The sequence below is a fragment of the uncultured Methanobrevibacter sp. genome (assembly GCF_902769175.1).
Classification (GTDB): Archaea; Methanobacteriota; Methanobacteria; order Methanobacteriales; family Methanobacteriaceae; genus Methanobrevibacter.
On record NZ_CACXNW010000016.1, the window covers coordinates 1 to 13716 of the forward strand.

Consider the following 13716-nt stretch of genomic DNA (forward strand, 5'->3'; position numbering starts at 1 on the left):
GCTTCAGAAGAAAATGAAGAGAGCGATAATATGACTTTATTAAAAGAAAATGATATATATTCAATGGATGATATTGATAAAGAATTTACTCAAAAATTCGTTGATGTTGGAATTGAAACTGTAGACCACTGTTTCCAATGCGGTACCTGTGGTGGAGGATGTCCTTCTGGTAGAAGAACTCCTTACAGAGTAAGACAAATTGTAAGAAAATGTTTATTAGGACTCAGAGAAGAAGTAGTATCTGACCCTGCATTATGGATGTGTACCACTTGTTACACCTGCCAAGAAAGATGTCCTAGAAGTGTAAAAATCGTAGACATCATCAAAATGGCACGTAACGAAGCAGCTAAAGCTGGATACATGGCAGACGCACACAAAGCAACCGGATCTTACGTAATCAAATTTGGTCACGGTGTACCAATCAACGACAAAACCAAAGATTTAAGAAAAGCTATTGGACTTGACGAATTACCTCCAACAGTACATTCTTACCCTGACGCTTTAGATGAAGTACAAAAAATCTGTGCAGCATGTGAATTTGATAAATTAATCGGTTTCAACATGGAAACTGGAGAATTAGAATAAACATATTGAAGGAGTTATTATTATGGAGATTGCATATTTCTTAGGTTGTATTATGAACAACCGTTATCCTGGTATCGAAAAAGCAACCAGAATCTTATTCGATAAATTAGACATTGAATTAAAAGACATGGAAGGAGCTTCCTGTTGTCCTGCACCTGGTGTATTCGGATCCTTTGACCAAACCACCTGGGCAGCTATTGCAGCACGTAACCTCGCTATTGCAGAAGAAATGGGTGCAGACATCATGACCGAATGTAACGGATGTTTCGGTTCCTTACGTGAATGTGACCACTTATTAAAAGAAAACCCAGCTAAAAAAGACGAAATTAACGCTATCTTAGCTGAAACCACTGACAAACAATACAAAGGTGAAACTAAAGTAAGACACTTTGCAGAAATTTTATACAACGACGTAGGTCTTGACAAATTATCTGAAATGTTCACCAAAGAATTAGGTATTAATGTAGCAGTACACTACGGATGCCACTTCTTAAAACCTACCGCTGAAGTAGGAATTGAAGAATCCGCAGAAAACCCAACTATCTTAGATGAATTAGTTGAAATCACTGGTGCTAAATCTGTACCTTACAAAAACAAAATGATGTGCTGTGGTGCAGGTGGAGGTTTAAGAGCTAGAGATATCGATGTAACTTTAAGTTACACCAAAGAAAAACTCGACGCTATGGCTGAAGCTGGTGTAGACGCTATCGTAGAAGTTTGTCCATTCTGTCACTTACAATTCGATGTAGGTCAAACTGAAGTAAACGCTAAATACGGAACTGAATTCGCATTCCCAGTAATGCACTTAGCTCAATTATACGGATTAGCTATGGGATTATCTGCTGACGAATTAACTTTCGACGCACAATTAATCGACGCAGCTCCTGTTTTAGAAAAAATTGAATAAGTAGGTTATCCTACTTTTCTTTTTCTTTTTTTTTTAAATCATTTTTTTTAGTTCGTAAATTTACAAACTTTTATAAGAAACCTTTTTTTCCATTATCTTGTTCAAATATTATATTGTGGTGATGTTTAATATAATCAAGGTTTTGTAACTAATATATTAACCCATTTTTCATCTTCCCTTCCTTTTCTTGCATCATTACTGATCCAAGTCTTATTTATTTCAAATCCTATTTCACTAAATAACCTTATAGCACTATCTTCAGTAAAATCATTGAAATATCTTCCATTACGCTCTCCTTCGAAATCCCCATATTTAAAGGATGCATACATTGCACCATTGCTTTTTAGTGAGTTTTTTAACTTATTTAAAACCATTTTAATCTCATTGCTTGGCACATGCAATAATGATGCTAATGCCCAAATTCCATCAAATATTGGGTCAAATTCTATTTCTTGAAATTGCAAACATAAAACTTCTTGCTTAGTATATTCACTAGCTAATTTACACATTTCTTCGGAGCCATCCATTGAAGTTACCTCATAGCCAAATGATTTAAACATCAATGTATCTCTACCAGATCCGCATCCTGCATCTAAAATATGTCCTTTTTCGGGAATCAACTTTAAAAATTCATTATAATGTGGACTCATATCTACATTAACAGTATTTTCAAAAAATTCTTTTGCATTCAAATCATAGAAATTATTAGTCATTTTATACCTTCATTTAATTAATTAATACATTATTCATTTTTTTCAAATTTATTTTTATAATAATACATGGTTTTATATTCAATTATGTCTTTAAAATGTTCTTTAAAACTATCTAAATGGATATATTTTTCTAAGTTGTCATTTAAGGATAATGCATAATCCTTTTTAAAAACAAATAATCCATTGCTTGATTTTTCAAGAAATTTAATAGGATTTCTTTTAGCTAAGGATAAGTAATCATTTCTATCCCAATTTTTGTAATCTCTTGAACTTTTATCTTTTAGCATATCTGCTCCATTAGTTCCATAATTATAAAACTCTTTCATATTTTCATAAACATCATCATCTGTAATGTTCATCTTTATATTTCCATTATTATAAAATGCTTTTAAAATTGGCATTTTATAGGATTTGGTCATGCTGGTAGTTTCGATAGTTTTTAAGAATTCATGAGCAGGAGTATTGATAAATTTTTTCTCTTCCTCATTTAATTCGTTATTTTTATCTAAAAAGCTTAGATAATCTCTAAATAAATTAAGTTGGCTATTTCTTTTCATAGCATTTATGATAATATCATCCATACCCAAGAATAATTCAACACGAGTTGGGCGATGTTCTAAATCCGCTTTCACAGTTTCATATTCTATTTTTATCCTATCTTTAACTTTCAATTCTTTCTCGGCTTGTTCTTTAAATAAATCAATTAATTGAAAATCAAAATCAATATAACAATCGTCAGGATACTCAAATTCTAAAACTGTCTCATTTAATAATGTTTTTTTATCATAGTTTTGTTCACTTAGTAAGAATGGAACTAAATTCGCTTTTTTATAATTTCCAATAAAATCTAAAATTGTTAAATATTTCTTATTTTCATATTTACGCAAACCTCTACCTAATTGTTGCAGGAATATTGTTGGGGATTGTGTTGGTCTTAAAAAAAGCACAGTATCAATTGAAGGAACATCCAAACCTTCGTTAAACATATCAACTGAGAAAATTACTCTCAATTCTCCATTTTTTAATTTTCTTAATGCTTCATCACGTTCTCCAGTATTTTCTCCTTGTTCTCCACTGTATACTGCTACAGAATGGATTCCCTGTTCATTAAAATAATTCGCCATATACTCTGCATGGTTTCTAGATGAACAGAAACCCATAGCAGATTTTGATGGATATTTCATATAATGTCTATAGATTAACTCTGCACGATGATGGATCATTAGTTTTTCTTCCAAATCTTTCTCATCATATCTGCCGTTTCGCATATTAACTGTTGAATAATCTATTGTATCATCAAAGATTCCATAGTATCTGAATGGAACCAGCCAACCTTTAGCTATGGCTTCTTTTAATCTAACTTCGTAAACATTATTGTAATCACATAATGCAAACACATCTTTATTATCTAAACGGTCAGGTGTTGCTGTAAGTCCTAATAAAAATTTAGGCTTAAAATAGCCTATAATTTTTTTATAATTATTAGCAACAGCATGATGGAATTCATCTATGATAATATAATCAAAGTAATCCTTATCAAAATAGTTTTCATTAAGATAGGTTTCTTTCCCTAATGTTTGCACAAGTGCAAAAATGAAATCAGCATCAGTGTCTTTATATTTATTATAGAAGAATCCTATTTGTTTATCAGGATATACATTTTTAAAACTTTCAGCAGATTGTTTTATGATTTCTTCTCTATGTGCTACAAATAAAACTTTATCATAATTTTTACAGTCGAAAGCAGCTAAATATGTCTTTCCTATTCCTGTGGCGGCTACAACCAGACCTTTGTCAAATCCTTCTTCACGACACCGGTCTAAAGCATATAATGCTTCTATTTGTGCTCCTCTAGGTTCAAAAGTTTCTATTGGGGATGTTTCATCAACTTCTTTCGGTTCTTCATCTTCATTTTTAAGAGTTTGTTTAGTAAATTTTGGTTTTTTCCAGGACTTTGAATATTCTCTTAAAATATTGTCATTGACCTCGATTGCAAAATTATAAAAAAGATCTTCAAAATTATTGAAGAAGTGGTCAAAATCTTTTTCATTGTCTGATTTTTTAAAATGATAATTCCATTCTATAGAATCAGTCAATGCTCCTTTGGATAAATTAGAGGATCCTATGTAAATTTCACTATCTTCCTTATTATGGAAAATGTAAGCTTTTGGATGGAAACTTTTATTAGGTACATTGTAAAATCTCAAATCAATTTTATCCCCTAATTCCTTACGTAATAAATAAAGTGCATGTGGTTGTGTTATATTTAAATAATTACCAGTTAAAATACGTATTTTAACTCCTTTTTTCATAGCAAGTTTTAAATCTTCAATAATAAGTTTAACTCCAGATTCCATAAGGAATGAAACAATTATGTCAATTTGATTAGCATTATGGATACTTATTTTAAGTCTATCATAAAGGATAGAATTGTCTCCGGTTAATGCATTAAATTCATAAATTACATTATTTTGTTCCATTTTCTATCTCCTGTGAATCTTGGTTTTTAATTTTTAATTCAAATATCCTTAATTTAAATTATTTATATCATTATTTTTAATTTTTTTTAGAAAATAATTGTTTTATGGATTTTATAAATGGATTGACATTATGTTATCTTGTCTGATTAGTTCCTAATGCTTTTAAACATTTAATAAAAAATTTCATTTCAATATTAACAAATGTTTTTATACTTTAAAAATAAATTTATAATTATTAATATAATATAGAATAATTTGTATATTATTTAACAAATTTAAAGAAATTAAATTATTCAGGTATATAAAAATTATTTGTATAATAATAAACTATATTAATATTAAATTAAAGATATAATCATATAATTGATATTATATAAAATTTATATTGGTTTGGATATTGATTAAACTAGTTTGCTGGATATTCTGGTTTGCTGGTTTTAAGTTTTATTTAATTATATAGGAGAAATAATATGTTTATTGCAATATTAGGTGGAATATTTAGATTCAAAGACCTTCCTGAAGAATATGGTCCTTATGTACAATTCAAAGCTGCTATTGAAGGCAGAGATGAAATTAAAGATCAAGACGAAATCGCTATTTTAGATATTACCGGTACTGGTAGTCATCACGTTCTCTTTTTAGACAGATACAACAATCTCAATGAAATCAAAAGAGAATTAAGGGAAGCAGATGCAAAAGTTAATGTTACTACCTTAAAAATATTGGAAGGACATTTATGAGTACTTTGCCTATAGAACAATCTTGGTTGGTTATTGCTAACCTTTCTACTGAATTGCACAAGAAAGGAATTCCAATTCCAAGTGAAATCAATAAGGATTTAGGATTAGTCAAATCTCAAATCGGTTTTTATAAGAAAGACCCTTCTCATCCAGATATGATCAATGAGATGGCTAAAGCAGATATGTCCTTAAACGAGATTCAAGGAATCCTATTGTCATTAGCGGAAGCTTATGATGAGTCTTTCTATGAAGAATGGTTAGATAAACTCCAAAGAGCGAATAAAGGGGAGGAAATCTATAAGATTTCAGATACCCAATCAAAATTCATATTGAATGCTCCTCCAGGATTTTCCTATGCAAAAATTACATTAAGAAATCCAATTGCAGAAGATAGGGTGCAAGAGATAGCTGAATATTACGGTCTTATAATAGAATTTGATTCTGATTTGACAATTGCATTGTATGGTGAAAAGCCTAAAATCCAATCAGCTCTAAAAGAGATGGCACCGTTCTTCTCTGAATAAACACAAAGGAAGAATAAACATTAAGCTATTCTTCTATTTTCTTTATTTTTATGCTTTTAGAATATCATAGTTTAGCTTATCTTAGGCATCATAATTATCCTTGATAATTTTAGTTTTTAGTGCGTATTTTTAATAAAAACATTATTGAATTAAAAAAATTTGTAGGTCGTTATCATGAAAATTTTAGCAATTAGTGACGTACACGGTAAAAAAAGTGAAAAATTAATTAATTACTTAAAAAAAGAAGATATTTCCTTAGTATTGATTGCTGGAGATATTACTGATTTTTGCATTACAGACTTTGAACCATTAAGTTTTGTAAAGCCATTCATTGATGAATTGGTTGAAGAATGTGACGTTGATGTATTTGCAATTCCAGGAAACTGTGACCCTGCAGGAATCTGCAATGCAATTAAGGAAAGCGGTCCTGATGAAAGACCTGCATTATGCTTACACAATCAAATGGTAGCATATGAAAACGTAATTATTATGGGTTATGGAGGTTCTAACCCTACTCCTTTCAACACTCCTGGAGAAGTGGATGACGATAAGATTTATCTCAATGTATATGAGCTTTTAGCTGAATATGACTACATTGGAAACACTGAAGCTGAAAGAGTAGTTATCTTGCTTACTCATGCACCTCCTTATGACACTAAAGCAGACATGATTCCAGATGGATCCCATGTAGGCAGTCAAGGAGTTAAAAAGCCTATTCATGAATTCCAGCCTGACATAAACATTTGTGGCCATATTCATGAGGCATGCTCTATAGATGAAATAGGAAAAACCAAAGTTGCAAACCCTGGTATGCTTGAAATGGGTCATGCTATTTTAATCGATGTAGCAGAAGATGCTAAGTTCACTATTGAAATAGTTGAATTGGAATAAATTTATTCCTCTCTTTTTCTTTTTTTTCTATTATTTATTTTTATAAAAGTTTTTTTCATTTTTTTCTGTTTTTTTTTGTTTATTATTTTAAAAGATTTTTTTTTCATTTTTTTCTATTTTTGTTTATTATTTTAAAAGATTTTTTTCTCTTTTTTTATTTATTATTTTAAAAGATTTTTTCATTTTTTTCTATTTTTTCATTATTCTTTTCAAAATATTCTCACTTTTTTCTATTTTCATTCATTATTTTAATAATTTTTTTCACTTTTTTTCTGTTTTTGTTAATTTAGTTAATAAAAATTTAAAAGATTATATAAAATTATATAAATACCTTTTTAAATAAATATAAAATGTTAATTAAATTTAACAGATTCTTAATATAAAGGGGAAAATATGAAACAAAGAAAATATATTGGCATACTGCTAATATTTATTATTTGTATGTTAACTATCTCTGCAGTAAGTGCTGCAGATGATGCTTCAAATGATATTAGCAGTATAAATGATAATGAGGAACTCATTTTAGAGGAAAACCATGTGGCAAACAATCTAAATGAAGCGAATGAAGAACTTATTTTAGAAGAAAGTCCCAATAAAGTGAATTTGAATGTTGAAAAAGAAAAGAATCCATTAACTGATACTACTGGAAACTTTACAGAATTAAATAATTTAATTAATGACAATACAGACCCAGTAATAAACTTGGATAAAAACTATGTTTATTCAACTGGGGATAATATGATTGAAGGAATTACCATAAATCGTGAAGTTACCATCAACGGAAATGGATATACAATTAACTGAGACCTAAAAGCAAGAATTTTCCATGTAACCAATAGCAATGTTGTATTTAAAAACATTAACTTCCTCGGAGGAAAAGCTCCATCTGAAACTGAAGGGGGAACAATATATGGAAAATCCACAGCAATAAACTGTACATTTAGAGATACTAGTGCACATGCTGGTGGAGCAACCTTTGAGGTAGATGCAATAAACTGTACCTTCCATAATAACAGAGCAGTTGGAGAATATGATGCATATGGTGGAGCAATGTATAGGGGAACTGCAATAAACTGTACATTTACCAATAACAAAGGGTTACTTGGTGGAGCCGGATATGATATTAAAGCTATTAACTGTACCTTCATAGCCAATACTGCAGAATATGGTGGAGGAGCAATATACAAAAATATTGCAGTAACTAGTCATTTCGAAAACAACTCCATAATAAATCCTGATGGCTACGATGACCCAAACAATGCAATTTATGAGGTATTTGCAGTAAACTGTACCTTTGTCAATAATGGTTGGGAAGATTCTCAGGTTGTCAGCGAATCTCATTTGCTTGCTGATGATTACACAGCATACGCCATCAAACCAGGAAATGCAAATATACATTTAATTGGAGATGGAACCGAAATTTATGATATTGGAATTACCATTGGCATCTATAAGGATGGAGAATTGATCAAAACTGAAAATTTTGTAAGCGGTAGATCTTGGACTCCTCGTTTAGCTCCAGGGGACTACACAGCTACTGCATATATCAATGGAATCCCTGAAATAAGAAGTGCAAACTTTAGCATAAAAATCAAGAAGACACCTTCTGAAGTTTATGCAAATGACATTAATATCCATTACAATGCTACAGACCCAACCTTAGCTATTAGATTGGTGGAAAATGTTACAGGTAGCTATTTACCTATAATTGCACAATTAATTATTGATTTAGATGGCAATATAAGCAACTATACAACAAACTCAGATGGATACATCTACCTGCCTCTCAATAATTTAAGTATTGATACACACATTGCAACAATCAGATTTGCAGGAAATGAACTCTATGAGGCTTCAAACAAAACTGTAAGAATAACAGTTACAAAGATTCCAATAAGAGTTGAATGTGAAGATCCGATTATTATCAAATATAAGGGCACAGACCCTATAATGGTCAGATTGGTAAGTATAGATGGAGTTCCTGTAAGTGCTGCAGGCATATGGATGGATTTGATTGATGAAGACTATTTCATAACCAATAGTAATGGATATGCTAGGATAGACCCAAGATACTTGCAAAAATTGGCAGCAGGCAATTACACAACAAGAATCTATTTTGAAGGATTTACATATGATGTTTTCGGGCCAGGAGAAAAAACCGTAACTTTAGTTGTGGAAAAACAAAATACAACATTGTCTTCAAATGATGTGGTCACAGTTTTCAATTCAGATGATAAAATTGTTGCAACCATAACAAACGAACAAGGAAATCCTGTAAGCGGTGTAGAATTGACAATTGATCTTTTCCCTGGAGAAACTTTCACTACCAATGCAAAGGGACAAGTGGAAATCCCTACCAACACTTTAGCTGCAGGAGAATATGACGTAAAATTTGATTTTGCTGGAAATGAAAACTACACAGCATCAAACTCTAAAGCACATATAATAATCAATAAAGCTTACACTATATTGTATGCAGACAATATAACAACAAGCCTTGATGATGAAGGGTATTTAACCATTTCCTTGAAAGACAGTCAAAAACGTCCAATAGCAAATGAAAAGATTTTAGTATTGCTAAAAGGAATTGAAGAAAAGACTACCGATGAAAACGGACAAGTTAAAATATCTACAAATGGTTTAGAAACAAACAAATACACTGTATTCATTTTATATAATGGAAACAACAACTATCTTGCTTCAAACACCACAGGAATGATAAATATAACCAAAGGAAACCCTAACATATATGTGGAAAATTCTGGAGTTGCTATGGGTGAAACAGCTACTATAAACATTACAGCAGAGGACAAGAATGGAAATCCAATTTCAGGCATTGCCAAAATATCCGTTGATGGATTATTTGAATATTATACAAAAATTGGTGAAAATGGAAAAGGACAGCTTACTTTAACAGCTGATTTTTATCCAGGAGCCTACAGATTGAATGCAATCTTTTTAGCTAATGACAATTTCAATGAAGCTCATGACGATAGCGTATTTGTTGTCTACGAACCTAGAAAAATAAATCTGAACATAACTGCAAATGATGCAATCTATGGAGAAGACACAATTCTCAACATAAGAGTTACAGATAGCAGAGGAGTGCCAGTAAGCATAAGGAGAGTGAATATAGCTGTCGGAGATAAGGAAGCTCAAGAGTATGAAATCATATGGAATGAAGTAAACCTTGGAAAAGTAGATGTTGGTTCAACTCTCATCCAAGTTAGTTATACAGGATATTATGACCCAACAACAGCTAATATAATAGCAACTGTCAAACCTGCAACTCCAAATCTCATAGTAACCGGATCTACAGTGGAGTTAGGAAATGAAGCTATCGTAACAATTCAATCAAAGGATAAGGACAATAATCCAATTAAAGGCACAGTTCTTGTTACAGTTGATTGGGTTGGAGGTGTTGCAAAAGACTTTGTTGAACTTGATGAAGAAGGCAAAGGAATAGCAAAACTCCAAAATATTGCAATTCCAGGAAACTACTCTATAATCGCAAAATTCATCGGAAATGGAAACTACACCTCAAATGTCAACGATACTGAGAAAATAAGGGTAACAGAACCTAGCAGCATCACATTTGAAGCAGAAGTTAATGCTGATTTTACAGGAATCATTATTACAGATGCTAAAAAGGCAGATACTGGTGAAACAGTAAGCGGTACAATAAATGGAGTTCTCATCAAAGGACAAGATATTGAAGAATTGCCAACCATTACACTAGTAAATGGACAAGGAATAATTCCTCTTCCTGCAGACTTGACTTCTGGATATTATAATGTAAAGCTTATCTTGGAAACAGATGATGGAGATTATGCATTCAATAGTCTTGATTTCACTAAATCAATCAAAGACACTATAATCAATGTCACAACAATGGATATTAAATATGGTGAAGAATCCGTCATAAACTTCATTTTAAGTGACATAGACGGAAACAAACTAAATGGAACTATCTTTGCATTAATAGGAAATCAAAACCAAACTGTTGAAGTGATAAATGGTGCAGGAACCTTTAGAACAAATTTAACTGCAGGAAATTATACTGTTATAGCAGCTTATCTAGGAAATGAAAAATACGCTGCATCATCTGCAGTCTCCAATTTCAATGTAGCTAAACTCGGCACCCAAATCCTATATGAAAACATGGAAACCACTGCAGTAAGCTCAGCAGATCCTAAAACTGGTGAGTGGTTCACATGGACATTAACAGACTCTGATGGAAAACCAATGGCAAATGTTCCAATGCAAATAGGATTTAATGGTGTAGTCTATACTTATGAGAAAGATGGAATCATTACTGATGAAAACGGTACTGCAAGACTCCAAATCAACCTTGGATACAAAGGAGTATACACTTTTGCTATATGTTTCTTAGGTGATGAAAACTACAATGCTTCATTTGTTCTATCTAAAATTACTGTAAAAGAGCAAACTCCTACTTTAACTGTTCCTAACAAGGCTTACGATGCATCTGCAAAAACCAAATCCTTAACTGCAACATTCAAGTCTGATAAAGGAACTCCAATTGCAGGAAAATGGGTCAGCTTCACTGTAAACGGCAAAGTCTATAAGGCAAAAACCGATGACAAGGGAGTGGCAACTGTAAATATAAGCATCAGTGCTAAAGGATCCTACTCATTCACAGCTAAATTTGCAGGAGACAGCACATACAAAGCAGTAACAAAATCAGCTACACTAAAAATAAACTAAAAACAAAAGAAAAATAATTTAAATTAAGAATAGTCAAAAGACTATTCTTTTAACTTTTTTTGTAGTGTTGTTTTTTTTAAGTTTTTTTTATTTTTCTTTTTTTTGTATTGTTTTTAAGAAATTATTGTTTTATTTTGTTGTTTTTTTTATTTTTCTTTTTTTGTATTGTTTTTAAGAAATTATTGTTTTATTTTGTTGTTTTTTTTTATTTTTCTTTTTTGTATTGTTTTTAAGAAATATTTGTTTTATTTTGTTGTTTTTTTTTTATTTTTCTTTTTTTTGTATTGTTTTTAAGAAATATTTGTTTTATTTTTCTATTTTTTTTGTATTGTTTTAAAGTAATAATTTTTCTATTTTAGCTTATTTTATTCAACTTTTAACTTATTTTTTCGATTTTTATCTTATTTTTTCTTTTTTTTTCAATTTTCATTTATTCCATCTCTTTTTAAAAAATTTCAAGTGAATTTTTAAAAAAATCAAATATAAAAATTTATAAAATGTAAACAGTAAATATTATTAATAGTATGAAACAAATATATAGTTTCTAAAATTTTAACTTGCCAATTATAGCTTAAAAAATTATTTAAAGTTATTTAATCAATTTTTGGCAAAAACGGTTAAAATTAAAAAATCTCAAACTATCTCGCTAGTCTGAAGGTTGTGATTTTATGATTTTAGTTCGCAGAGAATTAAAAGGCAAATCTTATACTGAGCCTTTTTCAAAAGGGATTTTATCAAGGTCCCTTATTCGTGCTGAATTAGACCCTAGTAAAGCCTATGAAATAGCTAATAAAATTGAATCAGATTTGGTGGAAAATGAAATCTCTTCAATTTCTACTGAAGACTTAGTTGAAAGAATTATTGAGTTATTGGAAGAGGAAAGTCCTCTTCATGCTGAAAACTATTTAAATTGGATGAAAATACGAAAAATAGATGAGCCATTGATTATTTTAATCGGTGGAGTATCTGGTGTCGGTACATCGTCTATTTCATATGAGATATCTAGAAAATTAGGTATTAAAAGTATGATAAATACTGATATGATTAGACAAGTAATGAGGAAAATTGTATCAAAAGAATTAAGTCCTGTTATTCATGAATCTTCATTTATTGCTCATAAAGCTTTAAGAGTAACTCCTCCACTTGAATCAGACATTGTTTTGGCAGGTTTTAAAGACCATGTTGGAACAGTGAGCCTTGGAGTGGAAGCTGTTATTGAAAGAGCATTGACTGAAGGAATAAGCATCATTATCGAAGGAGTGCATATAGTTCCAGGCTTTATTCGCAAGGATTTGCTGGAAAAGGATAATGTATTGATGTTTACATTGACTCTTGATGGTGAGGAAGCCCATAAGAATCGACTGTATTCTCGAAGTAGGGATGGTTGGGCTAATAGGCCATTACAAAAGTACTTGGACAATTTCGATTCCATTAGGAAGATTCAAAAATATTTTATAGATCAATCAAAGATAGAGGGAATACCTAATATAAATAATGTAGATAGGTTAACCACAATAGAATTTATAATTAATTCAATCGCTGAACAATATGGAGGTTTGAATAAATGTTAGAAAAGACAAAAGTTAAAGACTTAATGACAAAAGACGTTTTAACAGTTGATTGTGAAGAAGCAACTGTTTTCGCTTTTGAAAAATTAATGAAACATAAAATAAGCGCAATGCCTGTAGTTAATGAAGGAAAAATGGTTGGTATCGTTACCGCTACCGATTTAGGACACAACTTGATTTTAGACAAGTATCAATATGGTACTAAAGTAAAATCAGTTATGGTCAAGGATGTTGCTACTGTCAGTTCTGAAGACACTGTTAAAGATGCAATTGCTCAAATGTTTAATGAAGCTCCTGGAGACAATATCATTAACCAATTGCCTGTAGTTGACGATGGTGAACTTGTAGGTATAATATCTGATGGAGATATTATTAAATTCATTAAGAAGAATTCAATCATTTAGAAAAATTTTGAAAATAAATTCTAGACTTTTAGAATCAGCTTGATCAAAATTTTTCTTCCGTTATATTTTCCAAACTTTTTAAAGAAGTTTTTATAAAATCTTTTAAATTGTTTCCATCTTTTGGAAGTTTTACAAAAGTTTTTAATATCCCTTTTTCAAACTTTTTAAAAAAGTTT

General features: G+C 30.7%; 12 protein-coding genes. 9 read left to right on the forward strand and 3 right to left on the reverse strand.

The window, feature by feature from the left end:
* The coding region (hdrC, locus tag QZV12_RS06795) for a CoB--CoM heterodisulfide reductase subunit C (protein ID WP_295619226.1) at nt 1-585 on the forward strand (585 nt) is incomplete at its 5' end.
* A gap of 22 nt (nt 586-607) precedes the next feature.
* Complete coding sequence (gene hdrB, locus QZV12_RS06800) at nt 608-1492, forward strand: CoB--CoM heterodisulfide reductase subunit B (protein WP_295619229.1); 885 nt, start codon at nt 608-610, stop codon at nt 1490-1492.
* Between the two features lie 134 nt (nt 1493-1626).
* On the opposite strand, the gene QZV12_RS06805 is transcribed toward hdrB, so the two are convergent.
* The gene (locus QZV12_RS06805; RefSeq protein WP_295619231.1) at nt 1627-2205 is read right to left on the reverse strand and encodes a bifunctional 2-polyprenyl-6-hydroxyphenol methylase/3-demethylubiquinol 3-O-methyltransferase UbiG; all 579 of its coding nucleotides are present in this window, start codon (nt 2203-2205) and stop codon (nt 1627-1629) included.
* A 29-nt stretch (nt 2206-2234) separates the two neighbouring features.
* Complete coding sequence (locus QZV12_RS06810; protein WP_295619235.1) at nt 2235-4685, reverse strand: DEAD/DEAH box helicase family protein; 2451 nt, start codon at nt 4683-4685, stop codon at nt 2235-2237.
* Between the two features lie 470 nt (nt 4686-5155).
* On the opposite strand from QZV12_RS06810, the gene QZV12_RS06815 reads away from it, so the two are divergent.
* The 4 genes from QZV12_RS06815 to QZV12_RS06830 all read left to right on the forward strand — a co-directional run bounded on the left by QZV12_RS06815 (nt 5156) and on the right by QZV12_RS06830 (nt 7644).
* Nucleotides 5156-5425 (forward strand): DUF749 domain-containing protein, encoded by a 270-nt coding sequence (locus tag QZV12_RS06815; protein WP_295619238.1) that lies wholly within the window; start codon nt 5156-5158, stop codon nt 5423-5425.
* Nucleotides 5422-5949, forward strand: coding sequence for a DUF2096 domain-containing protein (locus tag QZV12_RS06820; RefSeq protein ID WP_295619241.1), 528 nt, complete (start codon nt 5422-5424; stop codon nt 5947-5949). The genes QZV12_RS06815 and QZV12_RS06820 overlap by 4 nt, the downstream gene beginning before the upstream one ends.
* A gap of 174 nt (nt 5950-6123) precedes the next feature.
* A complete protein-coding gene (locus tag QZV12_RS06825) occupies nt 6124-6840 on the forward strand; it encodes a metallophosphoesterase (RefSeq protein ID WP_295619243.1) in 717 nt (238 codons plus the stop codon).
* Nucleotides 6841-7233: 393 nt separating this feature from the next.
* Complete coding sequence (locus QZV12_RS06830; protein ID WP_295619245.1) at nt 7234-7644, forward strand: hypothetical protein; 411 nt, start codon at nt 7234-7236, stop codon at nt 7642-7644.
* Between the two features lie 3 nt (nt 7645-7647).
* On the opposite strand, the gene QZV12_RS06835 is transcribed toward QZV12_RS06830, so the two are convergent.
* Nucleotides 7648-7848, reverse strand: coding sequence for a hypothetical protein (locus tag QZV12_RS06835; protein ID WP_295619248.1), 201 nt, complete (start codon nt 7846-7848; stop codon nt 7648-7650).
* A gap of 42 nt (nt 7849-7890) precedes the next feature.
* On the opposite strand from QZV12_RS06835, the gene QZV12_RS06840 reads away from it, so the two are divergent.
* The 3 genes from QZV12_RS06840 to QZV12_RS06850 all read left to right on the forward strand — a co-directional run bounded on the left by QZV12_RS06840 (nt 7891) and on the right by QZV12_RS06850 (nt 13540).
* Nucleotides 7891-11568: an Ig-like domain repeat protein gene (locus QZV12_RS06840; RefSeq protein WP_295619251.1), complete on the forward strand. Its 3678-nt coding sequence runs from the start codon at nt 7891-7893 to the stop codon at nt 11566-11568.
* Between the two features lie 668 nt (nt 11569-12236).
* Complete coding sequence (locus QZV12_RS06845; RefSeq protein WP_295619254.1) at nt 12237-13139, forward strand: 2-phosphoglycerate kinase; 903 nt, start codon at nt 12237-12239, stop codon at nt 13137-13139.
* A complete protein-coding gene (locus tag QZV12_RS06850; protein ID WP_295619257.1) occupies nt 13133-13540 on the forward strand; it encodes a CBS domain-containing protein in 408 nt (135 codons plus the stop codon). Before QZV12_RS06845 ends, QZV12_RS06850 begins: the two co-directional genes overlap by 7 nt.
* Nucleotides 13541-13716: the final 176 nt, after the last annotated feature.

Excerpts from the sequence above, each read along its gene's own strand:
- QZV12_RS06815 (WP_295619238.1), top strand. The coding sequence starts at position 5,156 with ATGTTTATTGCAATATTAGGTGGAATATTTAGATTCAAAGACCTTCCT.
- QZV12_RS06825 (WP_295619243.1), top strand. The coding sequence starts at position 6,124 with ATGAAAATTTTAGCAATTAGTGACGTACACGGTAAAAAAAGTGAAAAA.
- QZV12_RS06830 (WP_295619245.1), top strand. The coding sequence starts at position 7,234 with ATGAAACAAAGAAAATATATTGGCATACTGCTAATATTTATTATTTGT.
- QZV12_RS06805 (WP_295619231.1), bottom strand. The coding sequence starts at position 2,205 with ATGACTAATAATTTCTATGATTTGAATGCAAAAGAATTTTTTGAAAAT.
- hdrB (WP_295619229.1), top strand. The coding sequence starts at position 608 with ATGGAGATTGCATATTTCTTAGGTTGTATTATGAACAACCGTTATCCT.
- QZV12_RS06840 (WP_295619251.1), top strand. The coding sequence starts at position 7,891 with ATGTATAGGGGAACTGCAATAAACTGTACATTTACCAATAACAAAGGG.
- QZV12_RS06810 (WP_295619235.1), bottom strand. The coding sequence starts at position 4,685 with ATGGAACAAAATAATGTAATTTATGAATTTAATGCATTAACCGGAGAC.
- QZV12_RS06835 (WP_295619248.1), bottom strand. The coding sequence starts at position 7,848 with ATGGAAGGTACAGTTTATTGCATCTACCTCAAAGGTTGCTCCACCAGC.
- QZV12_RS06850 (WP_295619257.1), top strand. The coding sequence starts at position 13,133 with ATGTTAGAAAAGACAAAAGTTAAAGACTTAATGACAAAAGACGTTTTA.
- QZV12_RS06820 (WP_295619241.1), top strand. The coding sequence starts at position 5,422 with ATGAGTACTTTGCCTATAGAACAATCTTGGTTGGTTATTGCTAACCTT.
- QZV12_RS06845 (WP_295619254.1), top strand. The coding sequence starts at position 12,237 with ATGATTTTAGTTCGCAGAGAATTAAAAGGCAAATCTTATACTGAGCCT.